This window comes from Pseudomonas sp. LAIL14HWK12:I10 (assembly GCF_900184205.1).
Classification (GTDB): Bacteria; Pseudomonadota; Gammaproteobacteria; order Pseudomonadales; family Pseudomonadaceae; genus Aquipseudomonas; species Aquipseudomonas kermanshahensis.
On record NZ_FXWU01000001.1, the window covers coordinates 833,508 to 858,045 of the forward strand.

General features: G+C 62.3%; 25 protein-coding genes. 9 read left to right on the forward strand and 16 right to left on the reverse strand.

Annotation, left to right across the window (positions count from 1 at the left end; genetic code table 11):
• Positions 1–22: 22 nt before the first annotated feature.
• Together ybeY and QOS90_RS03785 are read right to left on the reverse strand one after the other, a co-directional pair.
• Positions 23–496: an rRNA maturation RNase YbeY gene (gene ybeY / locus QOS90_RS03780; RefSeq protein WP_027592625.1), complete on the reverse strand. Its 474-nt coding sequence runs from the start codon at positions 494–496 to the stop codon at positions 23–25.
• Positions 489–1,487, reverse strand: a complete 999-nt coding sequence (locus QOS90_RS03785; RefSeq protein ID WP_027592626.1) for a PhoH family protein — start codon at positions 1,485–1,487, stop codon at positions 489–491. The genes ybeY and QOS90_RS03785 overlap by 8 nt, the downstream gene beginning before the upstream one ends.
• Before the next feature lie 250 nt (positions 1,488–1,737).
• Between QOS90_RS03785 and QOS90_RS03790 the strand changes: the two genes are divergently transcribed.
• A complete protein-coding gene (locus QOS90_RS03790) occupies positions 1,738–2,064 on the forward strand; it encodes a DUF1820 family protein (protein WP_027592627.1) in 327 nt (108 codons plus the stop codon).
• Between the two features lie 6 nt (positions 2,065–2,070).
• Here QOS90_RS03790 and QOS90_RS03795 read toward each other — a convergent pair whose 3' ends face one another.
• The 4 genes from QOS90_RS03795 to QOS90_RS03810 form a co-directional block, all read right to left on the reverse strand.
• Positions 2,071–2,616 (reverse strand): tetratricopeptide repeat protein, encoded by a 546-nt coding sequence (locus QOS90_RS03795; RefSeq protein ID WP_027592628.1) that lies wholly within the window; start codon positions 2,614–2,616, stop codon positions 2,071–2,073.
• Between the two features lie 188 nt (positions 2,617–2,804).
• Positions 2,805–4,088 carry a glutamate-1-semialdehyde 2,1-aminomutase gene (gene hemL / locus QOS90_RS03800; RefSeq protein ID WP_085272346.1) on the reverse strand — a complete coding sequence of 428 codons (1,284 nt, stop codon included), beginning with the start codon at positions 4,086–4,088 and terminating at the stop codon, positions 2,805–2,807.
• Positions 4,089–4,105: 17 nt separating this feature from the next.
• Complete coding sequence (gene thiE, locus QOS90_RS03805) at positions 4,106–4,729, reverse strand: thiamine phosphate synthase (RefSeq protein WP_027592630.1); 624 nt, start codon at positions 4,727–4,729, stop codon at positions 4,106–4,108.
• A gap of 14 nt (positions 4,730–4,743) precedes the next feature.
• Entirely contained in the window at positions 4,744–5,541 is a 798-nt protein-coding gene (locus QOS90_RS03810; protein ID WP_085272375.1) for a hydroxymethylpyrimidine/phosphomethylpyrimidine kinase, read from the reverse strand.
• Between the two features lie 265 nt (positions 5,542–5,806).
• Here QOS90_RS03810 and QOS90_RS03815 point away from each other — a divergent pair, with 265 nt between their 5' ends.
• Positions 5,807–7,795, forward strand: coding sequence for a sensor histidine kinase (locus tag QOS90_RS03815; protein WP_085272347.1), 1,989 nt, complete (start codon positions 5,807–5,809; stop codon positions 7,793–7,795).
• Positions 7,796–8,248: 453 nt separating this feature from the next.
• Here QOS90_RS03815 and QOS90_RS03820 read toward each other — a convergent pair whose 3' ends face one another.
• The 3 genes from QOS90_RS03820 to QOS90_RS03830 are packed head-to-tail and all read right to left on the reverse strand — an operon-like array spanning position 8,249 to position 10,653.
• Positions 8,249–8,854 (reverse strand): hypothetical protein, encoded by a 606-nt coding sequence (locus QOS90_RS03820; protein WP_256577346.1) that lies wholly within the window; start codon positions 8,852–8,854, stop codon positions 8,249–8,251.
• Between the two features lie 22 nt (positions 8,855–8,876).
• Positions 8,877–9,254 carry a hypothetical protein gene (locus QOS90_RS03825; protein ID WP_081717446.1) on the reverse strand — a complete coding sequence of 126 codons (378 nt, stop codon included), beginning with the start codon at positions 9,252–9,254 and terminating at the stop codon, positions 8,877–8,879.
• On the reverse strand, positions 9,247–10,653 hold the full coding sequence (locus tag QOS90_RS03830) for a PAAR domain-containing protein (protein WP_027592634.1): 1,407 nt from the start codon (positions 10,651–10,653) through the stop codon (positions 9,247–9,249). Before QOS90_RS03830 ends, QOS90_RS03825 begins: the two co-directional genes overlap by 8 nt.
• Before the next feature lie 232 nt (positions 10,654–10,885).
• Here QOS90_RS03830 and QOS90_RS03835 point away from each other — a divergent pair, with 232 nt between their 5' ends.
• The 3 genes from QOS90_RS03835 (at position 10,886) to QOS90_RS03845 (ending at position 14,715) form a co-directional block, all read left to right on the forward strand.
• On the forward strand, positions 10,886–12,538 hold the full coding sequence (locus QOS90_RS03835) for an acyl-CoA dehydrogenase family protein (RefSeq protein WP_085272348.1): 1,653 nt from the start codon (positions 10,886–10,888) through the stop codon (positions 12,536–12,538).
• Positions 12,539–12,609: 71 nt separating this feature from the next.
• Positions 12,610–14,073 (forward strand): AMP nucleosidase, encoded by a 1,464-nt coding sequence (gene amn, locus QOS90_RS03840; RefSeq protein ID WP_085272349.1) that lies wholly within the window; start codon positions 12,610–12,612, stop codon positions 14,071–14,073.
• A 6-nt stretch (positions 14,074–14,079) separates the two neighbouring features.
• Positions 14,080–14,715 (forward strand): pseudouridine synthase, encoded by a 636-nt coding sequence (locus QOS90_RS03845; protein ID WP_027592637.1) that lies wholly within the window; start codon positions 14,080–14,082, stop codon positions 14,713–14,715.
• Positions 14,716–14,950: 235 nt separating this feature from the next.
• Here QOS90_RS03845 and QOS90_RS03850 read toward each other — a convergent pair whose 3' ends face one another.
• Both QOS90_RS03850 and QOS90_RS03855 read right to left on the reverse strand, forming a co-directional pair.
• A complete protein-coding gene (locus QOS90_RS03850; RefSeq protein WP_027592638.1) occupies positions 14,951–15,154 on the reverse strand; it encodes a DUF2788 domain-containing protein in 204 nt (67 codons plus the stop codon).
• Positions 15,155–15,207: 53 nt separating this feature from the next.
• Positions 15,208–15,684: an Lrp/AsnC family transcriptional regulator gene (locus QOS90_RS03855; protein ID WP_003249795.1), complete on the reverse strand. Its 477-nt coding sequence runs from the start codon at positions 15,682–15,684 to the stop codon at positions 15,208–15,210.
• 397 nt (positions 15,685–16,081) lie between these two features.
• Here QOS90_RS03855 and QOS90_RS03860 point away from each other — a divergent pair, with 397 nt between their 5' ends.
• Positions 16,082–16,933, forward strand: a complete 852-nt coding sequence (locus QOS90_RS03860) for a DUF6515 family protein (protein WP_085272350.1) — start codon at positions 16,082–16,084, stop codon at positions 16,931–16,933.
• A 105-nt stretch (positions 16,934–17,038) separates the two neighbouring features.
• Here the strand turns inward: QOS90_RS03860 and QOS90_RS03865 are convergent, their stop codons facing one another.
• Positions 17,039–17,908: a cation diffusion facilitator family transporter gene (locus QOS90_RS03865; RefSeq protein ID WP_085272351.1), complete on the reverse strand. Its 870-nt coding sequence runs from the start codon at positions 17,906–17,908 to the stop codon at positions 17,039–17,041.
• A 24-nt stretch (positions 17,909–17,932) separates the two neighbouring features.
• Positions 17,933–18,352, reverse strand: a complete 420-nt coding sequence (pmcY, locus tag QOS90_RS03870) for a periplasmic Zn2+ metallochaperone PmcY (protein WP_027592641.1) — start codon at positions 18,350–18,352, stop codon at positions 17,933–17,935.
• 116 nt (positions 18,353–18,468) lie between these two features.
• On the opposite strand from pmcY, the gene hrpB reads away from it, so the two are divergent.
• On the forward strand, positions 18,469–20,997 hold the full coding sequence (hrpB, locus tag QOS90_RS03875; protein WP_085272352.1) for an ATP-dependent helicase HrpB: 2,529 nt from the start codon (positions 18,469–18,471) through the stop codon (positions 20,995–20,997).
• Between the two features lie 9 nt (positions 20,998–21,006).
• On the opposite strand, the gene QOS90_RS03880 is transcribed toward hrpB, so the two are convergent.
• From QOS90_RS03880 to QOS90_RS03890, 3 genes are all read right to left on the reverse strand, one after another.
• On the reverse strand, positions 21,007–21,495 hold the full coding sequence (locus tag QOS90_RS03880; protein WP_085272353.1) for a hypothetical protein: 489 nt from the start codon (positions 21,493–21,495) through the stop codon (positions 21,007–21,009).
• A gap of 137 nt (positions 21,496–21,632) precedes the next feature.
• Positions 21,633–22,163 (reverse strand): hypothetical protein, encoded by a 531-nt coding sequence (locus QOS90_RS03885; protein WP_085272354.1) that lies wholly within the window; start codon positions 22,161–22,163, stop codon positions 21,633–21,635.
• Between the two features lie 107 nt (positions 22,164–22,270).
• Positions 22,271–22,927, reverse strand: a complete 657-nt coding sequence (locus QOS90_RS03890; RefSeq protein WP_085272355.1) for a YciC family protein — start codon at positions 22,925–22,927, stop codon at positions 22,271–22,273.
• Positions 22,928–23,093: 166 nt separating this feature from the next.
• On the opposite strand from QOS90_RS03890, the gene QOS90_RS03895 reads away from it, so the two are divergent.
• Both QOS90_RS03895 and QOS90_RS03900 read left to right on the forward strand, forming a co-directional pair.
• Positions 23,094–23,861 carry a DUF2076 domain-containing protein gene (locus QOS90_RS03895; RefSeq protein WP_085272356.1) on the forward strand — a complete coding sequence of 256 codons (768 nt, stop codon included), beginning with the start codon at positions 23,094–23,096 and terminating at the stop codon, positions 23,859–23,861.
• A 70-nt stretch (positions 23,862–23,931) separates the two neighbouring features.
• Positions 23,932–24,411 carry a LabA-like NYN domain-containing protein gene (locus tag QOS90_RS03900; protein ID WP_027595082.1) on the forward strand — a complete coding sequence of 160 codons (480 nt, stop codon included), beginning with the start codon at positions 23,932–23,934 and terminating at the stop codon, positions 24,409–24,411.
• The last annotated feature ends 127 nt before the right edge of the window (positions 24,412–24,538 follow it).

Below are 24,538 nucleotides of genomic sequence, written 5' to 3' on the forward strand. Positions count from 1 at the left end.
GGTTCTCGTGATCCTTGCAGTATCAGTGTGTGATGGTTTCGTCTTCATCGTCGGCATACGGGTCAGGGTGACCCAGTTCTGCCAGCAATTCTCGTTCCAGGGCTTCCATTTCCTCGGCTTCGTCATCGTCGATGTGGTCGTAGCCGAGCAAGTGCAGGCAGCCGTGGATGACCAGGTGCGCCCAATGGGCTTCCAGGGTTTTGCCCTGTTCGGCGGCCTCGCGCTCGACCACCGCCACGCAGATCACCAGGTCGCCTAGCAGGGGGATATCGAGCAGGTCATCAGGCACGTCGGCCGGGAACGACAGCACATTGGTCGCGTAGTCCTTGTGCCGGTAGGTGTGGTTCAGCTCGCGGCCTTCGGCTTCGTCGACCAGGCGGATGGTCATCTCCGAGTCGGCGCTGCGCTGGCGCAGGGCCAGCTCGCACCAGCGGCGGAAGGCAGCATCGTCAGGGGCGGCGGCGTCCGTGGCCCGTTGCAAGTCAAGTTCAAGCATCTTTGCCGGGGGCCTCTGGCTTGGCCTGACGGCCTTCGAAGCGGTCGTAGGCCTCGACGATGCGTTGCACCAGTGGGTGACGAACCACATCTTTGGGTTGGAAATGGGTAAAGCTGATACCCGGAACGTCCCGGAGCACCTCGATCACGTGCGCCAGGCCCGACTTCGTGCCACGGGGCAGGTCGACCTGGGTGATGTCACCGGTGATCACCGCCGTCGAGCCGAAGCCGATGCGGGTGAGGAACATCTTCATCTGCTCGAGCGTGGTGTTCTGGCTTTCGTCGAGGATGATGAAGCTGTTGTTCAGGGTACGGCCACGCATGTAGGCCAGCGGGGCGATCTCGATCACCTGGCGCTCGATCAGCTTGGCTACGTGTTCGAAGCCCAGCATTTCGTACAGGGCGTCGTACAGCGGGCGCAGGTACGGGTCGATCTTCTGTGCCAGGTCACCGGGCAGGAAGCCGAGCTTTTCGCCCGCTTCGACTGCCGGGCGTACCAGCAGGATGCGGCGCACTTGCTCGCGCTCCAGGGCATCTACGGCACAGGCCACGGCCAGGTACGTCTTGCCGGTACCGGCCGGGCCGATGCCGAAGTTGATGTCGTTGGCCAGGATTTCCTTGACGTACCGCTGCTGGTTGACACCGCGCGGGCGAATGTTGCCCTTGCGCGTGCGCAACGAGACGCTGACCTCGTTGACCGCCGGGTTGTCGATGTTCTCGACGGTCGATTCCTGCAGGTACAGGTGGACCGTTTCTGGCGACAAGTCGGTGGCCTTGGCCTCGCGGTAGAGGCGGCGCAGCAGTTGCTCGGCAGCGGAGGTGGTCTTGGGTTCGCCGATCAGTTCGAACTGATTGCCGCGGTTGCGGATCTCGATGGCCAGGCGTTGCTCGATGAGGCGCAGGTGCTCGTCGAACTGGCCGCACAAGTTGGCGAAACGGTGGGCCTCGAAAGGTTCGAGGATGAAACGATGAGGTTCTATGGGTGCGTTCAAGGTCGTTTTTAGCCGCCCGACGGCAATGGGTGTGAGCTCAAGAATAACCCTTGAATGGCAGTGGCGAAAGCACTGAAACGTTCAACGGTATGTAGGGCCTGTTCTGGCCTCTTCGCGGGTGAACCCGCTCCCACAGGTACTGCGCAGGTTTCAAGGCCGGTGGAGCGCCTGTGGGAGCGGGTTTACCCGCGAAGAGGCCGGCACTGCTATGATGCGCACCTTTTCTTACGCATGTGTTATCCCGCCAACCATGAGCAAACGCGAACCCGCCATCTATAAAGTGATCTTCCTCAACCAGGGGCAGGTCTTCGAGATGTATGCCAAGCAGATCTACCAGAGCGACCTGTGGGGCTTCCTGGAAATCGAGGAGTTCGTCTTCGGCGAGCGCACCCAGGTGGTGGTCGACCCCAGCGAAGAGAAGCTCAAGAGCCAGTTCGAGGGCGTGATCCGCAGCTTCGTGCCGATGCATTCGATCGTGCGCATCGACGAGGTCGAGCGCTTGGGCACGGCGAAGATCAGCGAGGCCAAGGGCGGCGGCAATGTGATGCCGTTCCCCATGCCGATGCCAGAGAAGTAGGGCGTTTCAGGGAAGTGGCGAGAACGGCGAGCGCCCTTCGGCGTTCTGCAGTTCAAGCAGGTACTTGCGGAAGATCTGGCCGAGCACCTGGGTCGCGTGTTCCAGCTCGTCGCGGGGCATCTGCTCGGTCACTTCGTCGGCCATGTCCAGCGCATCTTCGGCGCCGTTGACCGCCGCCATCTTCAGCAGAATGTAGGCCTGCACGTTATTGGCCTTGACCCCTTCGCCGCGGAAGAACATGGCGCCAAGCCGGTATTGGGCCTGGGCGTGGCCTTGCAACGAGGCCTGCTGAAACCAGTTCAGGGCCTTGTTCAGGTCTTTGGGCGTCTGGGTGTAGTAGTACTCGCCCAGTTCGAACTGCGCCTGGGCATCCCCCGTCGTCGCCGTCTGCTCGCAGGCCTTGAGGGCATTGGCGAGGTCTTCTGGCTGAACATTCAGGGTGCAGCGGCTCGTCGCTGGAATCAGCAATGAGTTACCACCCTCCGCCAGGGCCAGCAGGGGCTGAAGAAGCAACAGGCAGCCCAGGGTCAGGGCGCGGCCGGTGCGGTTCATGGGGATCGACTTACCTCTGCAAAGCTGCGGCCAATGTCTCTGGTGGCACATTATGGGATAAGCAGCGCCAACCTTACAAAGTTTTACGCGAAATTCTGTCGGGTTGGGGAAGTCAGCTGATTGTGTAGGAGCGGCCTTACGTCGCGAAAGGGCTGTAAGGGCGCTCCTACAGGGGCAAATGTGGCGATTTACTTCAGTGCAGCAAAGGCCTTTTCAGCCGCATCCAGGGTGATCTGCAGCTCCTTGTCGCCATGGGCGATGGAGGTGAAGCCCGCCTCGAACGCGCTCGGCGCCAGGTACACGCCACCGTCGAGCATCAGGTGGAAGAAGCGCTTGAAGCGATCCGCATCGCTGGCCATCACGTCGTCGAAGGTGACGATGTCATCGGCGCCGCTGAAGTACAGGCCGAACATGGCGCCCGCCTGTGTGGTGACGAACGGTACGCCAGCGGCATCGGCACGCTGTTGCAGGCCGTCGAGCATGCGGCTGGTGAAATCGGTCAGTTCGGCGTGGAAGCCTGGGCGGCTGATCAGTTTCAGCGTGGTCAGGCCGGCGGCCATGGCCAGCGGGTTGCCCGACAGGGTACCGGCCTGGTAGACCGGGCCCAGCGGGGCGATGCAGCCCATGATCTCGCGCTTGCCGCCGAAGCAGCCGACCGGCATGCCGCCGCCGACGATCTTGCCGAAGGTCGACAGGTCAGGGGTGATGCCATAGTAGCCTTGGGCGCCGCCCAGCGAGACGCGGAAGCCGGTCATCACTTCGTCGAAGATCAACACCACGCCGTGCTTGTCGCACTGCTCGCGCAGGCCTTCGAGGAAGCCCGGGGCTGGCGGTACGCAGTTCATGTTGCCGGCCACCGGCTCGACAATGATGCACGCCACGGTCTGGCCGACGTCAGCCAGGGTTTTTTCGACCGCGGCAATGTCGTTGAACGGCAGGGTCAGGGTGTGTTTGGCGAAGTCAGCCGGCACGCCCGCCGAGCTTGGCACGCCTTGCGTAAGAAGGCCCGAGCCGGCTTTCACCAGCAGGCTGTCGGAGTGGCCGTGGTAGCAGCCTTCGAACTTGATGATGGCGTCGCGGCCGGTGTAGCCACGGGCCAGGCGGATGGCGCTCATGGTGGCTTCCGTGCCCGAGCTGACCATGCGGACCATTTCCATCGACGGCACGAGCGAGCAGACCAGGTCGGCCATCTCGGTTTCCATGGCGGTCGGGGCGCCGTAGGACAGGCCGTGTTGCAGTTGGTTGCGCACCGCATCGAGCACTTCAGGGTGGCCGTGGCCGAGGATCATCGGGCCCCAGGAACCCACGTAGTCGACGTAGCGCTTGTCGTCTTCGTCAACGACATAGGCGCCTTCGGCGTGCTTGAAGAACAACGGCGTGCCGCCAACGCTCTTGAACGCGCGGACGGGCGAGTTGACGCCACCCGGGATGTGCTTCTGGGCTTGGGCGAACAGGGTTTCGGAACGGGACATGGGATCTTCTCTCGAAATCAGGAAGCGAACAGGGCGTTGAAGGCTCGGGCGCGGCGGGTGACTTCCTGCGCGCTATCGGTACCAAACAGGCCGTGGATCACCGCCAGCAGGTCGGCGCCATGGGCGACCAACGGGGCAGCGTTGTCGAGGGTGACGCCGCCGATCACGGCGATCGGCAGCTTGACCTGGGCGCGGGCCTGTTCCAGCAGGTCGAGGCTGGCGGCCGGTGCGCCCGGCTTTGTCACGGAGTTGAAAAAGCGACCGAAGGCCACGTAGCTGGCGCCTTCGCTGGCGGCCTGGCGGGCCAGGTCGAGCTGCGCGTGGCAGGTCGAGCCGATGATGGCCTCGCGGCCCAGCAACGCACGGGCCGGGGTCAGCGGGCCGTCGGTCTGGCCCAGGTGCACGCCGACACCCAGGCGTGCGGCCAGTTCGGCGTCGTCGTTGATGATCAGCTGGGTGTCGTAGCGCTCGCACAGTTGCTTCAAGGCTTCGGCTTCGCGCAGGCGACGCGCGGCGTCGTCACTCTTGTCGCGGTACTGCAACAGTCGCACCCCGCCGTCCAGGGCCGCTTCGACATGGGACAGAAAACGGCCGGCGAGCAGCTGGCTGTCGGTGATTGCGTACAGACCGCGTAGCTTCATCTGAAAGCCTCGTATCAGGAGCAGAAATCCAGGGGCAGGCGGCGCGGCACGTACTGGCCCTTGCCCAGTTGCTCGGCGTCACGCAGGGTGCGCCAGGTGTAGTCCAGGGCGCTGCGCACAGCGCTTTGCAGTGCTTCGCCCAGGGCCAGTCGGCCGGCCAGGGCGCTGGCCAGGGTGCAGCCGGAACCGTGGTAGCTGCCTGGCAGGCGTTGGCAGGTCCAGGTCAGGCGTTGGCCATCGCGGCTGTACAGGCGGTTGTGGATTTCGTCTTCGTCGCCGTGACCCCCGGTAATCAACAGGTGTCTACAGAACGGCAACAGTTTCTCGGCACACTCGTCGGCGGTGCCTTCAGGCAGCTCGGCGAGAATGCGCGCTTCCGGCAGGTTCGGCGTGGCGATGGTCGCCAGCGGCAGCAGGCGTTCGCGCACGGCGTAGCCCACTTCGTCCTTGCCCAGGCGGCCACCGCCACCGGCACGCAGGACCGGGTCGCAGACCAGCGGCAGGTGCGGGTGGGCGGCAAGCAGTTCGGCGACGGTGTCGACCATGTCGATCGAACCGAGCATGCCCAGCTTGACGGCCGCTACCGTGGAGTCAGCCAGCACGGCGTTGGCCTGGGCCAGCACCCACTCGCGGTCGAGCACGCGGAAGTCGGAAACATTGACGGTATCCTGGACGGTCAGGGCGGTCACCGCGGGTGCGGCGTGACAGCCTTGGGCGATCAGGGCTTCGATATCTGCCTGCAAGCCGGCGCCGCCACTGGGGTCGTGGCCGGAGAGACAGAGGACAACGGGGCGGGAGCTGTAGGTATTCATGGGCGGCGAGCTTACCACCAAACCCATTTGTGGGGATCGTCCTACAAATGAGTTTTGCTGATCGACTGGTCAGATTAAGGTGTGCTGTTCTGCTGAAAGTATTGATTTAGAGCCTTTTGGCCGCAATTCGAGATGGCCGATTGCCAGGTAGGAAAGCTATGCTAGAGTGCTCGGATAACTCGACAAACGGGTTCTGCCGGATTACGTCGTCTCAAACGGATGGGAGGCAACCGCGACGCGACCGGACAGGCCATGCTGGGGCTGTATGCGCTATTTGCTGATTGTGCTTCTGGGCTTGTTGCCCGTGCTGGCCGTTGCGGTCGACTTCGACGACGCTACCCGCCATCTTCCGCTGGGCGAAACCCTTCAGGTCTTCGAAGACCCTGATGGCAGTACCAGCATTGCCCAAGTCAGTGAGCCCACGTTCGCCAAGCACTTTCGGGCCCATCACGAGCCTGTGTTGAACGCGGGTTATTCCACGTCGGTGTTCTGGTTGAAGATCGACCTGCGTTACCTGCCGTCGGCCACTGCCACCCCCCGCCAATGGCTGCTGGAACTGGCCTACCCCCCCCTGGATCACCTCGAGTTGTACCTGCCCGACAGCACCGGTACTTACCGCCTGGCCCAGCGCACGGGCGACGCCTTGCCTTACGCCAGCCGGCAGATCCGGCAGAACAACTACCTGTTCGAGTTGCCGCTGCCCCCAGGCCAGGCGACCACCGTCTACTTGCGCTTGCACAGCCAGGGTTCGGTGCAGGCGCCGCTGGCGCTATGGTCGGCCGAGGCCTACATGGAGGACCAGCCCACGCGCTTGTACGTATTGGGCATGATCTACGGCGTGTTGCTGGTGATGCTGGTGTACAACCTGTTCATCTACCTCAGCGTGCGGGATGTCAGCTACCTCTACTACATCCTCTACATCGCCTCGTTCGGTCTTTATCAGGTTTCGGTGAACGGTGCGGGGGTCGCCTACTTCTGGCCGGACAGCCCCTGGTGGGCGAATGCCTCGACGCCCTTGTTCATTGGCGCTGCCGGTTTGTTCGGCTGCCAGTTCGCCCGGCATTTTCTGCAATTGGGCAAGATCAGCCGTGGCTTCGACCGGTTGTTGCAACTGCTGATGCTGGGCGGTGGGCTGGTGATGGTCTTGGCCGTGAGCATGCCGTATGGCATCGCCCTGCGCATGGCCACGGTGCTGGCGTTGCTGTTCACCGTCAGCATCTTTGCCGCTGGCGTGTATGCCTGGTCGCGCGGTTTGCGGGTGGCGCGCTGGTTCATCATCGCCTGGTCGGCGTTTTTGCTGGGCGGGCTGGTCAACACCTTGATGGTGCTGGGTTACTTGCCGAACGTGTTTATCACGATGTATGCCAGCCAGTTGGGCTCGGCGCTGGAGGTGGCGCTGCTGTCGCTGGCGCTGGCCGACCGTATCAACAGCCTGCGCGAGCAACAGGCGCAGACCCTGCGTGAAACCGGTCGAACCCTGGAGCAGTTGAACCTGCAACTGGCCAGGAGCAACCGCTTGAAGGACGAGTTCCTGGCCACGGTCACCCATGAACTGCGCACCCCGATGAATGGTGTGATCGGCTCGCTTGAGCTGATGCACACCCTGCCGATGGAGGCCGAAATGGCCCAGTACCATCGCACAGCGGTCACGTCGGCGCAGAGCATGATGGACATGGTCGACGACATCCTCACCCTCTCCGAGCTGCAGGGCGGCCGCTTGCGTGTGCAGGCCGCGCCCTTCAGCCTGCGTAACATGCTGCAAGGCTTGCGAGCCGCACACGCTGGCCAGGCGCTGGGCAAAGGGTTGTACCTGAGCCTGGACATACCTGCCGATCTGCCAGACGCGCTGCTGTCCGATGCGCAAAAACTGGCCCGTTGCCTGGGTTGCCTGCTGGACAACGGCCTGAAGTTCACCGATCAGGGTGGGGTCATGCTGCAGGTGCGCGGCCAGCGCCTGGGGCCGGACAACTTGGCGCTTACCTTCACGGTCAGTGACAGCGGCATCGGCTTTGATGATCTCGACCAGGCCACGCTTTATCAGCGTTTTTTCCAGGTTGACGGTTCCATGACCCGGCGTTATGGCGGGCTGGGGATCGGCTTGTCGATTTGCAGGCAGATGGGCGAGTTGCTGGGGGCCACGCTGTCGCATGAATCTACGCGCGGGTTGGGGAGCCGGTTCGAGTTGACGATGAAAGTCGCGATATCGCAGGTGCAGTTGCCTCCGCACTCTCAGCAGACGCGTCGCTCCTTCTAGTAGTAGGTGTATCGATAGCGGGCAGGACGCGTTTGGGGCTGACAGGCGCCCGCCACGGGAGGTATAGCGCCTGGGAAATCGAGCGCCGCCCGCGCGGCGCATTGCAGCACAAGGCTGCTCCTATATTTCTTCCGGGCCAGTTATTCCGCGCGATCCCTTGGTGCATGGCGCGATATCGTGCCGGACCAACAAGGCGGTCGCGCGCCGCCCTCACAGGCGTGACTGGCCCGAAACAGATGTAGGAGCAGCCTTGTGCTGCGAAGCGCCGCGCGGGCGGCGCTCGGTCTCATAGGCGCTAAATGTGTTGTGGCGAGCACCTTTCAGCCCTGATGCATTCTCAAATCATGCCCCCGCGACCTACAACAACTCCAGCCTCTTGCTACGCATCTGCGCAGGAGCCATGGCCAAGGCGTTGCTGGATGATACACCTCAGCCAAGGCTAGGCAGCGCGGGTTACTGCATTAAGGGTGCGTAAGCCGACAAATAGCCAAAAAGAGCGGTAATGGGCATCCAGCAGACAATCAGCCATAGAACATTTGCCCAAGTTATTTTTGAATTTTCAAACCCACACGCATCACCCTCACAAACATTGACTGATTGCTGTATCTGTACCATTGCCACCGAGAAAAAGGTGGTGTAGAGGAGTGTGAGCATAATCGGGATTAGGGTGAAAGCTGAGAGTGGCAGGCTATCGAATAACTTTTCGGATATATAGAATTCCCAGCCCACTATCATCAGGATGGGTGCGTAAAGCATCAGAGTGACACCGACCGCACTACCTTCTACAGGCCGGTTCGCTTGAGTGCAGCGCGCGACGATTTTTTTCATTAGGAAGTAGATTGTTACAGCGCCGAAAATTGTACAAAGCAGCGGGATGAGTCTGAGACCATGCTGACCTCTAATGAGTAACCAGTGTCGATAGTGCCAGTAATAAAGGTACAGGCCCATTGATAAAGAAGCCATGATTATGAGTTTTGAAATGGAAATGATATAGAGTTGTGTTTCTTGTGGGTGTGAGGTGGTTGGTGATTCGGGATGGTGCTTCTGGGCTGAGGTCATAAGGGGTGGTCTCTCAGATAGGCTATTCGAAGAGGAAATTTACGGCTATCCAGATGATGCCGATGATGTTCAATGATGATGAAAAAAGTATTTTGCTTTTTAGCTTCTTAGGGAATTGTAGGTAATCTCGCTCATCCATAATCCCTCTGCGAATACTTGAGTTTGGTGATCCGATGGCGCCAGCGATTACAGAAATTACTAGCACTCTGGAGCCAATCTTTTTCTCCCCCCACATGCCGGTCGCAAATGGAAGGCACGCACTCCGTTGGAGTGCCGAAGTCATCTCTTTATATTGGCGAGAGCAGGCGATATGAACATCAGTAGCAAGGCCGATCAAAATTAGGCATGCAGGTGTTGCTAGCAAGAATAGTCTTAGTTTTAAGTCAAGGTGCTCAATCATCTGCAAAGACCTCGAAGACTAATTCGCCTAGTTTTTCACCATATTCCATGCCGGAGACGCTGCCAGCCAAGGCACCTGCGCCAGTGATTACTACTCCACATGCGAGAGTCCCAGGTCCGAATCTCCAGCAAACATTCGCAGAGACTCTGACTGATATTTTGCCGGCCGCCCAGCCGCCAGCTAAGCCGCCAGAGAAATTACTTGCCTCAGTAACTTTGACTTTTTCGCAAGCTTTGGAGTTCCCCTCTTTACATACTTCAGAGACTTTAATTGCCGAGCCGATGCCACCAATGGTAATCCCTATACGTCCACCTGTTTTCAAATATTTGGCCATCTTGGCCAGCTTATCCAAATGTGTCGCGTAGCCAGGAATCTGTGTCGGTCCTCCCGCCTTGCTCCAGTGATGCACCAAACTTCTCGACGAGATTCCCAAGTCCCGCCGCAGACTTTGATAGTTTCCGAGGTTGAGGCGTTTATTCAGAACGGTCGCTTTCAAGTTCGCACTCAATTGCGTGAACAGCTTTTGACGTTCTGCAAAGAACTCAGGGTGCCGAAGATGCCCGTGTTTGATGAATTGGTCTTTATGAAGATGTTCGATTTTTTGCAAAATGGCGCTGAGTTCATCCATCGACTTGGCAACCATCGCCTCGCTCACACCCATCGCCAGGCTCACATCACTGAGCAGCCCGGCAATCTCGGCCTGATGACGCATCATGAATTCGGCTTCTTCTGGTGTCAGGCTCGCCAACGCTTCCCGTGCCTGTTTCGCCGCACTCATCGCCTGTAGCTCTTCACGGGTGCACACCGGGCGCCTCTGGCCGTCGCCGATGACAAAGATTTCGCCTGCCTTGAACCCACTCTGATACGTCGGGTTCAGCCGTTCCAGGATTGAACGCGGCAAGTTGGCCTGTGGCGCGCCGAGCTCTGCCAGGACTTCCTGGTAGGTCATGCAGCGCGGGAGGATATAAAAGCCAGGTTCCATGGCTTGCGTAGCGGGCGAGGGCTGAAACCCCTCAGGTCGGTAGCTACTGCTTGTCGGGCTACTCGTTTGGGCCTGTGGCTGTGCCTCATAGACGGTCGCAGGAGCGGGCGCTCTGCGCGGGGTCGGCCCATTGGGGGCCCGCGCAACCAAGCGATTGCTGCCTATGGGGCAACCGCACTGAACCAGGGCGCCATCCACGGCGGTCGGTATCCCGTCCTGCTTCCATCGACGTTCGCCTTCAACGATGGTCCCTTCGTTACCGCAGAGTGGGCAGGGTGTTGTTTTGTCGCCCACCAGCAGCCAGCCGCTCCCGTGTACACGCCCACGTGCCTGGCCGGCGATACAGATGGCTCCTGTGGTGGTCTGGTCGCCGTCGAGTCCCTGGCCTTTGCCAAGGATGTTCATACGCTGGCTCATGGTTCGATGCTTCCTGAAAGGCTGGAAGCCCGAACCTAGCACTCTGGAAACGGCACATTTCACTGGAAGAATGGTTTAGGAAACCTCCTACACGAAATGCAGATTTGGATGTCGTCCGATAATCACCGCCGCAGCCAAATGCCATCCCGATTAGTCATTTTTGTCACTTTGACTGACCCCCAGGGAGTGCTTCACTGGGACTTTCAGGCCTGCACGGATCCAGGAGCTGCCAATGAACCTGCACCAGTACGCTGAAACCCACGAAGTCACCAACCAGCCGCCGTCTCTCGACGGCGCCAACCTGTACCGCCTTGACCAACCCTTGCAGGAGTGGTCGCGGCGTTTTGGCGCTGGCTGGGCCGAGTCGCGGATCGATGCGTACGGTGCCTTGGCCGGTGGGCCGCTGATGGCTGCGGGCTTCTTGGCCAACGCGCACAAGCCCGAATTCAGCAGCCACGACCGTTATGGCCATCGTATTGACTTGGTCGAGTTCCATCCGGCCTACCACGAGCTGATGCGCACTGCCGTCGAGCACGGTCTGCCTTCTCTGCCATGGGCAGAACCCCGCGCCGGTGCCCACGTAGCGCGGGCTTCGATGACCTACCTGCACAGCCAGGCCGAAGCCGGTACAGGCTGCCCGCTGACCATGACCTTCGCCGCCGTGCCGGCGCTGCGCCTTCAGCCCGAACTGGCCGAGTACTGGCTGCCGAAAATCCTGGCCTGCGAATATGACCCGCGCAACGTCGGGGACCGGCACAAGGCCGGGGTTACCCTGGGCATGGCCATGACCGAGAAGCAGGGCGGCACCGACGTGCGTGCCAACACCACGCGGGCCTACCCGGTCGGTGCGCCGGGCCCTGGCCAGGCGTATGAACTGGTCGGGCACAAGTGGTTTTGCTCGGCGCCGATGTGCGATGCCTTTCTTACCCTGGCCCAGACCGAAAAAGGCCTGAGCTGCTTCCTGTTGCCCCGCCATCGCCCGGATGACAACCGCAACCAGTTCTATATCCAGCGCTTGAAAAACAAGCTGGGCAACAGCTCCAATGCGTCCAGTGAAGTCGAGTTTCGGGGCGCCCTGGCGTGGATGGTGGGTGAAGAAGGGCGGGGTGTGCCGACCATTATCGAGATGGTCGCCATGACCCGTTTCGACTGCATGGTTGGCTCCAGTGCCCTGATGCGCCAGGCCCTCACCCAGGCCGCCCATCATTGCGCGTTCCGCAAGGTCGGCGGCCGGGTATTGAACGAGCAGCCGCTGATGCAGAACGTGCTGGCCGACCTGGCGCTGGAGAGCGAGGCGGCGCTGGCCCTGAGCCTGCGCATGGGGCAGGCCCTGGAGCAGCTCGATGACCCGCAGCAGGCGCATTTTGCCCGGCTGGTCACAGCAGTGGGCAAGTACTGGATCTGCAAGCGTGCCCCGGCAATGATCAACGAGGCCGCCGAATGCCTGGGCGGGGCCGGGTACGTCGAAGACAGCATCCTGCCGCGGTTGTACCGCGAAGCACCGGTCAACTCGACCTGGGAAGGCTCGGGCAATGTGCAGTGCCTGGATGTGTTGCGGGCGTTGTCAAAGGAGCCGGGGGTGCTGGACGCGCTGTTCACCGAGCTGGGTGATGGCCATGGCGACCCACGGGTGGCTGCGCACATTGGCAACCTCAAGGGGGCGTTCGCCGACACCACCGACATCCAGTATCGCGCCCGTCAGCTGACCGAGGACATTGCACTGGCGCTGCAGGCCAAGCTGCTGCTGGAGGCGGGTAATGCGGTGGTCAGCGATGCGTTCATCGGCAGCCGCCTGGCCGCTGGTGGTCGGGCCTATGGCGCGCTGCCGCGGGGTGTGGATGTTCAGGCGCTGGTGGCAAGGGCCACGCCGGTCTGGCAAGACTGATCAATGGGGGTGTATTTACCCACGAAGGCAGGCAAGATGGTCCACATGCATGTCCAGACAGGAAGCACAGTGTGAGCCACGCTTTTGTAGTCGTTGATACCCCAGAACAGGCCGTCGACCGTCTGGCGGCCCTGCATGAACAGGCCACCGGTGCCCTCAGCCAAGCCCTCAAGCGCTACCTCAAGGACCGAACCGAGCCCGATGCCGACGAGCGCGAGCTGTTCCGTTATCCCGCGCTGCGTCTGACCTATTACAGCCAGGGTGAAGTCGCGGCCACCACGCGTGCCTACGCCAAGGTCCAGGTCGCCGGCACCTACAGCGTCACCGTCACCCAGCCAGCCGCGTTCCGTGGCTATCTGCTCGAGCAACTGCGCCCGCTCATGCACGACTACACCGTGACAGTGGAAGTGGGTGTGAGCGAGCAGAACATCCCGTATCCCTACGTGGTCGACCAGGGCGACGAACTGGCCGGCAGCGGTATCACCGCCGCCCAGCTGGCGCGGGTGTTCCCCAGCACCGACCTGTCGGCAGCCACCGACAATATCGCCGACGGCCTGTACGACTGGGACAGCACCGAAACCTTGCCGCTGGCGTTGTTCGATGCCGCGCGTGTCGACTTCTCGCTGCGTCGCCTGGTGCACTACACCGGCAGCGACTGGCGGCATGTACAGCCGTGGATTTTGCTGACCAACTACCACCGCTATGTCGACCAGTTCATCAGCCATGGCCTTGAGCAACTGCGTGACGACCCGCGTTTCGTGCGCATGGTGCTGCCGGGCAACGTGGTGATCGAAAAAGGCATGGACCATGGCGAAACCCAGGCCCTGGTGGCCAGCGTGGTCTGGCACCGTTACCAGATGCCGGCCTACCACTTGATCGCCGCCGATGGCGACGGCGTGACCTTGGTCAACATCGGCGTCGGCCCTTCCAATGCCAAGAACATCACCGACCACCTGGCCGTGCTTCGCCCGCACTGCTGGCTGATGATCGGCCACTGCGGCGGCCTGCGTCAGTCGCAGACCATCGGTGACTATGTGCTGGCGCACGCGTACATGCGGCGCGACGGCATTCTTGACCGTGTGGTGCCGCCAAACATTCCGATCCCGGCCCTGGCCGAGGTGCAGATGGCCTTGCAGGAGGCGGCAGCACAGGTGACCGGTGAGCGCGGCGAACAGCTGAAAAAGCGCCTGCGCACCGGCACTGTGTTGACCTACGACGACCGTAACTGGGAACTGCGCTGGGCCCAGGAGCGGCCATTGATCAACCTGTCACGTGCGGTGGCGGTGGACATGGAGAGTGGCACCATTGCCGCTCAAGGCTACCGGTTGCGGGTGCCGTACGGCACGTTGCTGTGTGTCTCCGACAAGCCGCTGCACAGCGAGATCAAGCTGCCGGGCTCGGCCAACGCGTTCTACAACCGGGCGGTCAGCCAGCATTTGAAGATCGGCATTGCCGCCCTCGACCTGCTACGTACCGAGCTCAATTCGTTGCACTCGCGTAAACTGCGCAGCTTCGATGAGCCGCCGTTCCGCTGAGGATCCATGCCCCTGCCACCCCGTTCCAAGCCGCGCCGCCCTCAGGCGCGGCCTGCCGACCCGCGTCGCCAGCCCAAGGCGCCGCCGGCCGAGCCGCGTTTGATCCTGTTCAACAAGCCGTTCGACGTGCTGACCCAGTTCAGCGATGGTGAAGGGCGCGCGACCCTCAAGGACTTCATCGACATCCCGGGCGTCTACCCGGCCGGGCGGCTGGACCGCGACAGTGAAGGCCTGCTGCTGCTGACCAACCATGGCGGCCTGCAGGCGCGCATCGCCGACCCCAAGCACAAGCTGGCCAAGACGTACTGGGTACAAGTGGAAGGTGAGCCGAGCGACGAGCAGTTGCAACGCCTGCGCGAGGGGGTGATGCTCAATGACGGCCCGACCTTGCCGGCCGAGGCCCGCCGCCTGGATGAGCCTGAACTGTGGCCGCGCAACCCGCCGGTACGTTTTCGCAAGAGCGTGCCGACCCATTGGCTGGAGCTGGTGATTCGCGAAGGGCGCAACCGCCAGGTGCGGCGGATGACGGCGGCGGTGGGGTTGCCGACCTTGCGCCTGGTGCGGGTGCGGATTGGCGACTGGACGCTGGACGGCCTGGACCAAGGCTGTTGGCGCGAAGTGCCAGCCAAGCTACCGAGATAACTGGGAAACCTCGAAGCCTGTTCAAGTCTCTGTGGGAGCAACTGTCTTGTGGTGCTTGTTCCGGCCTCATCGCTGGCAAGCCAGCTCCCACAGGTGCGGCGCTAGACTTGCAGGCTACATAGTTCGGGTGGGAGCCGGCTTGCCGGCGATGCAGGCGCTGGGGTGTATGGCACCGGCTTCGCCGGTGATCGCTGGCAAGCCAGCTCCCACAGGGTCCCTGGCCCATGCCCGGCTGTTACACCCCTTCCAGAAACGCCACTACCACGCTCTTGATGATAAAGGCCAGTACCCCAAGCCCCAGCACGAAGAACAGGATCAGGGTGCCAAACCGCCCGGCCTTGGACTTTTTCGCCAGGTCCCAGACGATAAAGCCCATGAAACCGATCAACACGGTGACGAGGATGATCATCATCCATTCTTCGAATACGGCGGGATCCATCAGTGTTCTCCAGGCAGGCTGAGCGCTCGATCATACGCCGGGCGATGAAGTATTCAACGCAGGTGGGTCAATGGAAGCTCGGTACTGGCCAGTACCTGGTTCAGCACGAAGCTCGAACGCACGCTGGTGACGCCTTCGATGCGGGTCAGGCTGCCGAGTAGCAATTTCTGATAGTGGTCCATGTCCGGTACCACCACCTTGAGCTGGTAGTCGGCGTCCATACCGGTGACCAGGCTGCATTCAAGCACCTGGGGCAAGTTGCGGATGGCGGCCTCGAAGGTCTCGAAGCGCTCTGGGGTGTGGCGGTCCATGCCGATCAGGACATAGGCGGTCAGGCTCAACCCCAGCTTCTTGCGATCGAGCAGGGCAACCTGGCGCGAGATGTAGCCGTCGTCCTCAAGTTGTTTGACCCGACGCGAGCACGGCGAAGGCGACAAGCCGATGCGTTCGGCCAGCTCCTGGTTGGAAATGCGCGCATCGCGCTGCAGTTCGGCGAGGATGCTCAGGTCGTAGCGGTCAAGTTTGCTCATGGAATATGCCTTTTCTGTTCAGATTGCGGTGAATTATCAATCTAAGGTGAAAAATTGCGCAAGTGCTATTTATCTGAGCAATCTTCGCAATCCTCTGCCGCCCGCTGCCCGGTATCTTTATCCACAGAATCACTGCCCGGACATCAGTCCACGGCGACGCGCTCTAGGCGAGCGGTCGCGGCCCAGCCATCCAACAGGATCCGCCAGGCCCCCGGGCTACACACCGTCCAGAAGACGGCGTGAGGTGAGCCGGCGCCACAAGTGCCGAGCACGGACGACAATTCCCAAAGGGAGGCCCAACGGCCTCCCTTTTTTCATGTCCGCGATTTTAAGTTGCCGGTGTGGCCGGCGCGGTAGACTGGCGGCGGCTGCAGTCATTTTGATCGAGAGGGGCACCATGAAGTCGCGCATCTGGCAGTGGGCAGGTGTTGGTTTGGTTACGTTGAACATCAGCCTTGGCGCTGTGGCGCAGGGGCCTGATGAGGGGCATGGCGGGGGCCATGGCGGCAACGGGCCACAGGACCCGAACGGCGCCGCCGCGGGCCGCTCCCCGCTCAACTCGCGCGACGAAGTACGCCAGACCCAGCCCCCGCGCCAGGGCTATTACCAGGACATCCCCCGGCACAATGGCGATAACCGCTATTGGCAAGCCGGTGGGCCGGGGCAGCGGCCGGGCGGTGACTGGCAGGGGCGCCCGGACGGCCATGGCAATGGCTGGGGGCCAGGGCCGCAGTATCGCCCAGGGCAGACCATCGATCGCTTCCCGGATCGCCACTGGAAGGTGCCTTACCGCGGGCACGACTACTTCTATTCGGGCGGCTATTGGTATCGACCGCACGGCGGCAGTTACATCGTCGTGGCACCGCCTTATGGTGCGCGGGTGGAGTACCTGCCGGCGTATGCCCGTGAGGTTTGGCTGGGTGGGGCGCTGTTCTTCCTGGTAGCCGATACCTATTACCAGTACCTGGCGGACAGCCGCGAGTATGTGGTGGTGAACCCGCCGATGGCTGCACCCGCGCCTGTGCCAATGGCTCCGGCAGGGGGTGGCTATGATGTGGTGGCTTATCCGATGTATGGCCAGGGGCAGGAGCAGCAGGAACAGGACCGCTACCAGTGCCACCGCTGGGCGGTGAGCCAGTCAGGCTTTGACCCGGCGACGGCGGCCTATGCACCCCCTTTGAATGTGACCGATACCTACCGGCGTGCGCTGGGGGCTTGTTTCAGCGGGCGGGGTTACAGCATCAACTGAAACTGTCGCTGAATGATCCGGCCCTATCGCCGGCAAGCCGGCTCCCACAGAACTGTGCAGTGCTCTGTCTTGTGGTGCTTGTGCCGGCGATAGGGCAGGACAGGATTACACCGGGTCCGCGTGCACCATCACATCCGCCTGTGGATAACGCTGGCGAATCACCTCCGATGCCGCCACGCACAGACTGTGCGCTTCATGCAGCGCCAGCTCGCCCGGCAACTCCAGGTGCAACTGCACGAACCACTGGTTGCCCGAGACCCGTGTACGCAAATCATGCACCCCCTTCACGCCAGGGATGGCCAGCACCAGGGCGGACATCGCCTCGCCTACATCGCCCGGCAGCTCCTTGTCCATCAGGATGGCGGTGCTCTCCCGCGCGATCTGCAGCGCACTCCAGAGAATGTAGAAGGCAATGCCCAAGCCGAACAGGGCATCCAGTTGCGACCAGCCAAATTGAGTCAGCAGCAAAGCCAGCAAGATGCTGCCGTTCAGCAGCAGGTCTGAGCGGTAGTGCAGGGAGTCGGCCCGCACCGCAGTGGAGCCGGTCAGGCGTATGACCTTGTGCTGCAACGCCAGCAAGGCAACGGTCAAGGCCAGTGAAAGCAGCATGACCGCGATGCCGACGCCCGTGTCACCCAAGGGTTGTGGGGTTTGCAGGCGTTCGACTGCCTGCACCCCGATCAGCACCGCGCTGACTGCGATGAACAGCGCCTGGGCCATACCCGCCAAGGCCTCGGCCTTGCCGTGGCCAAACCGATGGTCGTCATCGGCCGGGCGCAGGGCGTAATGCACGGCGAGCAAGTTGAGAAACGAGGCGACGGCGTCCAGTGCCGAATCGGTCAACCCGGCCAACAGGCTGACCGAGCCGCTCAGCCACCAGGCCAGCGCCTTGCTCACGACCAGGATGCTGGCCACCGCCAGTGACGCGCGGGTGGCCAGGCGCAGCAGGCGCTGGTGTTCAGCCGGGGTGATCATGCCGGGGCGATGTCCTTGTCTGGGTCAGGCAGCCGGTACCAACTGGTAGGCGGCCAGTTGCTCGACGCTGCCACGGTGCTGGATCAGCCGTGGGTCGTTCAGCGGCAGGCGCTGGCCCAGTTCGCTTTCAAGAATGGCCTGCAGCTTGAGGTTGTCGACCTTACCGTCCGGGCTCACCGCTTCGCGCAGTTTCTCTGGGGCGACCTGGGCCGTACGGCCACCTGGGTAGTAGATGGCGCCGGTGGCAAAGTCGATGCCGAAGGCGATCAGCCCGGGGATCACGTAGAAGAGAATGCCGATGGCATCCATGGCGGCGACCACGGGGTCGATCTTGCCGTCGATCTGGCCGCGGCGGTCTGGGTAGAACAGCGTGCCGCAGGCCGTCAGCTGGGTCAGCAAGGTGACGATGAGGGCGCCGCCGATGACACGGGATGGGATACGCATGTAAATCTCCGAAAAGGTATTCAGCAGGGCAAGCGAAGCGCCAGCACCTGATGCTAAGACCATGATAGAGCAGGCTGGGTTCGCCGTTATACTCGCCCGACTGTTCGAGGACCACCATGATTTCATTACCGATCGATACTGTTTTGCCCGCCTTGCGCCAGGCCCTGGAAAACCGCGACGAAGCCGTGCTCGAAGCACCGCCCGGCGCCGGCAAGACCACCCGTGTGCCCTTGGCATTGCTGGACGCGCCGTGGCTGGCCGGGCAAACCATCGTGATGCTCGAACCACGCCGCTTGGCCGCCCGCGCGGCGGCCGAAAGGCTGGCCAGCGAGCTGGGTGAAAAGGTCGGGGAGACCGTGGGCTACCGCATTCGCCTGGACAGTAAGGTCGGGCCGAAGACCCGTATCGAGGTGGTCACCGAGGGTATCCTCACACGCCGCTTGCAGGCAGACCCTGCGCTGGATGGCGTGGGGCTGTTGATCTTCGACGAGTTCCACGAACGCAGCCTGGACGCTGACCTGGCCCTGGCCTTGAGCCTCAATGGGCGTGAACTGCTACGTGACGAACCGCCCCTGAAAATCTTGCTGATGTCGGCGACGCTGGAGGGCGAGCGGCTGTCGCGGCTGCTCGACGATGCGCCGGTGGTCAGCAGCGAAGGCCGCATGTACCCGGTGGATATCCGCTGGGGTCGGCCGTTCCAGCCGGGCGAGTTCATCGAGCCGCGGGTCGTCGAGTGCGTGCTCCATGCGCTGGCGGATCAGACCGGCAGCGTGCTGGTATTCCTGCCCGGCCAGGCCGAAATCCGCCGCGTTCATCAGAGCCTTCAGGCCATGCTGGGCGAACGTTCCGACATCCTGCTTTGCCCATTGCACGGCGAGCTCGACCTCAATGCCCAGCGTGCGGCGATCGACCCAGCCCCTGCCGGCAAGCGCAAAGTGGTGCTGGCCACCAACATCGCCGAAACCAGCCTGACCATCGACGGCGTGCGCGTGGTGGTTGATGCCGGCTTGGCACGGGTGCCGCGCTTCGACCCCGGCAGCGGCATGACGCGGCTCGACACCCAGCGTATCTCTCGCGCCAGCGCCACCCAGCGCGCCGGCCGGGCTGGCCGCCTGGAACCGGGGGTGTGCTACCGGCTGTGGTCCGAGGCCCAGCATGACCAGTTGGCGGCGCATGGCAGCGCAGAAATCCTCCAGGCCGACCTCGCCGGCCTGGCCTTGCAACTGGCCCGGTGGGGCGTCACGCCTGATCAACTGCGCTGGCTGGACCAGCCGCCCGCGGCGGCGTTCTCCCAGGCCCAGGACCTGTTGGCACGGCTCAGTGCCTTCAAGGCGGGCAGCCGCGACAACCTCAGCGAGCACGGCCAGGCCATGGCCGAACTGCCGGCCCACCCACGTATCGCCCATTTGCTGCTGCGCGGGCAGGGTCTGGGCTTGGCGGCCATGGCCTGTGATGTCGCGGCCTTGTTGGGTGAGCGTGATATCCAGCGCGGGGGTGGCGCCGACCTGCACAGCCGGCTGGCGCTGGTCAGCGGTGAAAGCAAAACAGCCCGAGGCGGGCAGGGCGGCGTGCAGCGTGCGCGGCAGTTGGCCCGCCAGTACCGTGGGCTGCTGCGTGGCAAGGCGGGTGCCGGGGTTGCCGACCCTGATCATCCACGCTGGTTGGGCGCACTGTTGGCGCTGGCCTACCCAGACCGGGTTGCCCAGCAGCGCCGCGAGGGCGGTGCCGAGTATCGCCTGGCCAATGGCCGCGCGGCCCTTTTCGCCGAGGTCGATGCCTTGATGAAATGCCCCTGGCTGGTGATTGCCGACCTGGGCAGCCGCCAAGGCCAGCGGGAAGAACGCATTTACCTGGCGGCCGAGTTCGACCCCGCACTGCTGGACGACGTGCTCGCCGAGCAGGTCGAGCGTATTGATATCCTCGACTGGGACGACCGCGAGCAGGTGCTGCGCGCCGAGCGCCAGACCAAGGTCGGCGAACTGGTGCTCAGCCGCGAGCCGTTGCCTGGCCTGGACGACGACGCCCGCGCCAGAGCCCTGCTCGGCCTGGTACGGCGTAAAGGCTTGAACCTGCTGACCTGGACACCCGAGTTGCGCCAGTGGCAGGCGCGGGTGGCGTTGTTACGTCAGCTGGACCTGGACAAGACCGGGCAAAGTGAGTGGCCAGATTTGAGCGACGAAGCCCTGCTGGCGACCCTGGAAGGCTGGCTGCAACCCTACCTGGGCAAGGTGTCCCGTTTGAGCCATTTTGCCGCGTTGGACCTGTCGTCGATGCTGCGCAACCTCTTGCCATGGCCTTTGCCGCAGCGCCTCGACGAATGGGCGCCGGCGCACCTGGCCGTGCCGTCCGGCTCGCACATACGGCTGGACTACAGTGAAAACCCGCCCATCCTCGCCGTGCGCCTGCAGGAGCTGTTTGGCCTGGCAGACACGCCACGCATCGCCCAAGGGCGACAGCAGGTCAAATTGCACCTGCTATCGCCAGCACGCCGGCCCGTTCAAGTGACCCAGGACCTGGCCAACTTCTGGCGCACGACCTATGCCGAGGTGAAGAAGGACCTCAAGGGCCGGTATCCCAAGCACTATTGGCCGGATGACCCGCTGGTGGCCGAGGCCACGGCGCGGGCCAAACCGCGGGGTACCTGAGCTACTGCCTCAACCGATCTGCTTGAGCAGGAAAGGGGCGACCACGCCCTGATCTACGTTGAGAAATGCAATCCCGTCCCCGTTGTAATGCTGATCATTGTGCATGGCGCCAACCCGGTGGCCCCTGTGGTCACGTAGATAGCAAACGAGGCCTTCCTCGGTCATGTGCAAGGGTTCGATTTTCCAGAAGTCGGTCACCTCGGCGTTCCAGTAAAAGCCGAGGTAGCCGTTGCGGCTAACACCCAGTTTCTTGGTGCGCGGATACCATGGAATGCAGAGGTGATAATGCAGTCGATCCTCGGTCTGGGAGTCGAAATGGAAGTCCACAGTTGGCGAATCTTCTCGTCCTCCAACTTGCAGCCAGTCCTCTTCGGGTGTGCCCCAGGTGGGATTGTCGCTGTTGCGGCTCAACCGAAGCGCAATATTGCGACCGCCAGACCGCATGTACAATTTGCCGCGGAACGACTTGGCGTGGCTCGCTTGAATGTCTTCGTCCATGGTGCTTTCTCGTGTTCAATTGAGGAAGCACGCACGTTAGACAGGCATGGCAGGCGGGGGCAGCATGAACCTTTTCACGGCTGTTCTGCGCTACCAGACGCGAGTCGGAGAAACAGACTGAAAGTTCTGCCTGTCGCTTAGGTGCGAACCCGCGTGAGGCGGAAAATGGATTCTTTACCCTCAAGCACTCTCAGGTAAGAAAAGTTAGGTGCGGTCACTTTGGGGTTGTGGTGGAGCCTAACCGAATGGCCTTGATGGTCGCGCCAACGGCATATCAAGCTGTCGTCGCTCCAATGCAGCGGTTCAAGCTTGAAGGGGTCGGACACGCTGGCGTATTGGTACAGCCCCAGATAACCGTTGCGGCTGATCCCCATCGTCTTGTCGTGGTCCGCTCCACTGCCGGTGATCATGAAGTGCAGGCGATTCGACGTTTTCGAGTGAAGCAGAAAACGAAAGACGCTGGCAGGCTGCTGATGGCCAGCAATTACCCAATCACTTTGGCCGCTTATCACCTTCTGGTCGGCGTCTTTGAACAGGCTGAGGTAGACGGATTTTAACGTCTCTTGCGCAATGTTTTCGAGTGGGGTTGCCGAGTCGAGTACCTGGAACGTGCCGAGGAAAATCTCGGCCTGTTCTGCCCAGTGGATGTTAGCCGTGGTAGTGGACATGGAGGCTCCGTATTGGAAGGTCGGGAGCCACCACGGTCACTGATGTTGGACAATGCTGGCAGCCTGCAGGTTTTCCACGGAGCCCGCTTTGTGCGAGGTGCCTGGCATCAGGCGCCGGCATCAGCCTCCAGCAGCGTGAACAGGCGGTACAGCACCACGGTGCTGAACAGCTGCAAGAAGCCGCTGAGGCTGTCCATGGCCAGTTCCATGCCGGGGGACGGCGCTGGGAAGGCCATCAGCAGCAGCCCGTCGATCAGCCAGATCGGCGCCAGCACCGCCAGCACGCAAATCATGATGCGCAGGAAGTTGCCGGTGGTCATCCGCGCACTTTCGCGCATCGACTGCACCACCGGCAGGCCCCGCAGTACCAGCAGGTACTCGGCGAACACCAGGTTGATCATGATCCACACGCCCGGGAAGATGAACAACGCCAGGCCGGCCATGATCAGCAGGGAGCTGATGAGAATCAGCAGGGCCAGCTGCGGCCACAGTTGCACGGCCCGGGCAAACAGGTCGCGCTTGGCGATCTCCTGGCCATTGCTGCGGGTGTCGAGGTAAAGGATCAGCGCCGCGCTGTACAGCGGGTACAACAGCAAGCTGACCAGCATGCCGTAGGCCGGCGACGCCTGGTCGCCCATTTGCCGGTACAGCAGCTGGGTGAGCAAGGCTTCGAGCACCACCAGCGGCAGGCACAGCGGGAGGATGTTCGGCAGGTGGCGGCGGAAGAAGTACAGGGAGTCGCGCAGAACGCTCAGCGGATTCATCGGTCAACATCGCATGGCAGTAAAAGCAGGGGTGTACTTTAGCCCAAAGCAGGCGTGTAGCTGTCACTTGCTGAAAAAAGTTTCACCGCCGAGGTGATTGAATCCAGTGCCTGAACGCCCCATCTTTGACGCTGTCCGTTGTCCCGCTTCCCCATGAGGTAGCTTCATGAACACTGAAGAACAAACCCTGATCGATAGCCTGTTCGGCCGCATCAAGCAAGCGGAAGACCCGAGCCAGCCGCGCGACGCGCAGGCCCAGGCGTGCATCGAAGCGCATGTGCGTCAGCAGCCGGCAGCGCCTTACTACATGGCCCAGGCGATCCTCGTGCAAGAAGCCGCGATCAAGCGCCTTGACGAGCAGAACAAGCAACTGGAGGCGGAGCTCCAGCAAGCTCGCGCACAGGTCGAAGCCAGCCGCGCCGGTAACAGCAGCCCCACCAGCAATGGTGGCGGTGGTTTTCTGTCGAGCCTCTTTGGTTCGGGTGGGCGTAACACGCCACCGGCCGTGCAACCGCAGCGCCCCTCGGCGCCCGTTGCTGGCGGGGGTGGCTGGCGTGAACCGTCGGCGCCGGGCTTCAGCCCGCAGCAACCGCAGCAACAGCAGCAAGCTGGCTTCGGCGCAGCGCCAGCGCGAGGGGGCGCCAGCAGCTTCCTCGGCGGTGCGATGCAGACCGCTGCCGGCGTGGCCGGCGGGGTGTTGCTGGCCCAAGGGATCAGCAGCCTGTTCAACCACAACTCGCAGCCAGAGGAAGTGGTGGAAGTGATCAAGGAAGAGCCGACACCGGCCAGCGACAGCGGCGGCTGGAACGACCAGGGCGGGCAGCAGCAGGTGGCCGACAACGGCGGTTGGGGCAATGACCAGGGTGGTTACGCCGATACCGATTACGGCGGTGGTGACGGCGGGTTCTTCTCCGACGACGATTCCTACGTCTGACGGGTCTGGCATACTGCTGGCATTTGGGGCTGCACGGCAGCCCCGGATTCCATCAGACCATGAGGTTCCCGTGAAAAAGATCGCGTTGTTCGCCGACGTGCAGAACCTCTACTACACCGTGCGCCAGGCGCATGGCTGCCATTTCAATTACGCCGCGTTGTGGGCCGAGGTCAGCCGTGAAGGGCAGATTGTCGAAGCCGTGGCCTATGCCATCGACCGCGGTGACAGCAAGCAACAGCAGTTCCAGCAGATCTTGCGCAACCTCGGGTTCGAGGTACGCCTTAAACCGTACATCCAGCGCAGTGACGGCTCGGCCAAAGGTGACTGGGATGTGGGCATTACCCTGGATGTGATCGACGCCGCCAGCCGCGTGGACCAGGTGGTGTTGGCCTCCGGTGATGGCGACTTCGATTTGTTGCTGGAGCGGGTTATCCAGCGCCATGGTGCCGAAGCGGTGGTGTATGGCGTGCCTGGGCTTACGGCGATGTCACTGATCCGTGCTGCGAGCCGTTATGTGCCTATTGAAGGGCGGTTGTTGTTGCGGCATTGAGCGCGGGCGGCGCTCGATCTCAAACGCCCCAAAAATCTCAAACCAACCACCCGGGCCAGCACACAACCTCAACGCACCCCCACCAAGTGTGTCGCTCATTTATTCCGGTTTTGTAACTTAAGTTTAC

Coding starts and splice junctions, on each gene's coding strand:
- QOS90_RS03890 (WP_085272355.1), bottom strand. CDS start 22,927: ATGAATCCGCTGAGCGTTCTGCGCGACTCCCTGTACTTCTTCCGCCGC.
- QOS90_RS03790 (WP_027592627.1), top strand. CDS start 1,738: ATGAGCAAACGCGAACCCGCCATCTATAAAGTGATCTTCCTCAACCAG.
- thiE (WP_027592630.1), bottom strand. CDS start 4,729: ATGAAGCTACGCGGTCTGTACGCAATCACCGACAGCCAGCTGCTCGCC.
- hemL (WP_085272346.1), bottom strand. CDS start 4,088: ATGTCCCGTTCCGAAACCCTGTTCGCCCAAGCCCAGAAGCACATCCCG.
- QOS90_RS03825 (WP_081717446.1), bottom strand. CDS start 9,254: ATGATTGAGCACCTTGACTTAAAACTAAGACTATTCTTGCTAGCAACA.
- QOS90_RS03865 (WP_085272351.1), bottom strand. CDS start 17,908: ATGATCACCCCGGCTGAACACCAGCGCCTGCTGCGCCTGGCCACCCGC.
- QOS90_RS03895 (WP_085272356.1), top strand. CDS start 23,094: ATGAACACTGAAGAACAAACCCTGATCGATAGCCTGTTCGGCCGCATC.
- hrpB (WP_085272352.1), top strand. CDS start 18,469: ATGATTTCATTACCGATCGATACTGTTTTGCCCGCCTTGCGCCAGGCC.
- QOS90_RS03885 (WP_085272354.1), bottom strand. CDS start 22,163: ATGTCCACTACCACGGCTAACATCCACTGGGCAGAACAGGCCGAGATT.
- QOS90_RS03880 (WP_085272353.1), bottom strand. CDS start 21,495: ATGGACGAAGACATTCAAGCGAGCCACGCCAAGTCGTTCCGCGGCAAA.
- QOS90_RS03845 (WP_027592637.1), top strand. CDS start 14,080: ATGCCCCTGCCACCCCGTTCCAAGCCGCGCCGCCCTCAGGCGCGGCCT.
- QOS90_RS03815 (WP_085272347.1), top strand. CDS start 5,807: ATGCGCTATTTGCTGATTGTGCTTCTGGGCTTGTTGCCCGTGCTGGCC.
- ybeY (WP_027592625.1), bottom strand. CDS start 496: ATGCTTGAACTTGACTTGCAACGGGCCACGGACGCCGCCGCCCCTGAC.
- pmcY (WP_027592641.1), bottom strand. CDS start 18,352: ATGCGTATCCCATCCCGTGTCATCGGCGGCGCCCTCATCGTCACCTTG.
- QOS90_RS03830 (WP_027592634.1), bottom strand. CDS start 10,653: ATGAGCCAGCGTATGAACATCCTTGGCAAAGGCCAGGGACTCGACGGC.
- QOS90_RS03820 (WP_256577346.1), bottom strand. CDS start 8,854: ATGACCTCAGCCCAGAAGCACCATCCCGAATCACCAACCACCTCACAC.
- QOS90_RS03850 (WP_027592638.1), bottom strand. CDS start 15,154: ATGGATCCCGCCGTATTCGAAGAATGGATGATGATCATCCTCGTCACC.
- QOS90_RS03860 (WP_085272350.1), top strand. CDS start 16,082: ATGAAGTCGCGCATCTGGCAGTGGGCAGGTGTTGGTTTGGTTACGTTG.
- QOS90_RS03795 (WP_027592628.1), bottom strand. CDS start 2,616: ATGAACCGCACCGGCCGCGCCCTGACCCTGGGCTGCCTGTTGCTTCTT.
- QOS90_RS03810 (WP_085272375.1), bottom strand. CDS start 5,541: ATGAATACCTACAGCTCCCGCCCCGTTGTCCTCTGTCTCTCCGGCCAC.
- QOS90_RS03855 (WP_003249795.1), bottom strand. CDS start 15,684: ATGAGCAAACTTGACCGCTACGACCTGAGCATCCTCGCCGAACTGCAG.
- QOS90_RS03835 (WP_085272348.1), top strand. CDS start 10,886: ATGAACCTGCACCAGTACGCTGAAACCCACGAAGTCACCAACCAGCCG.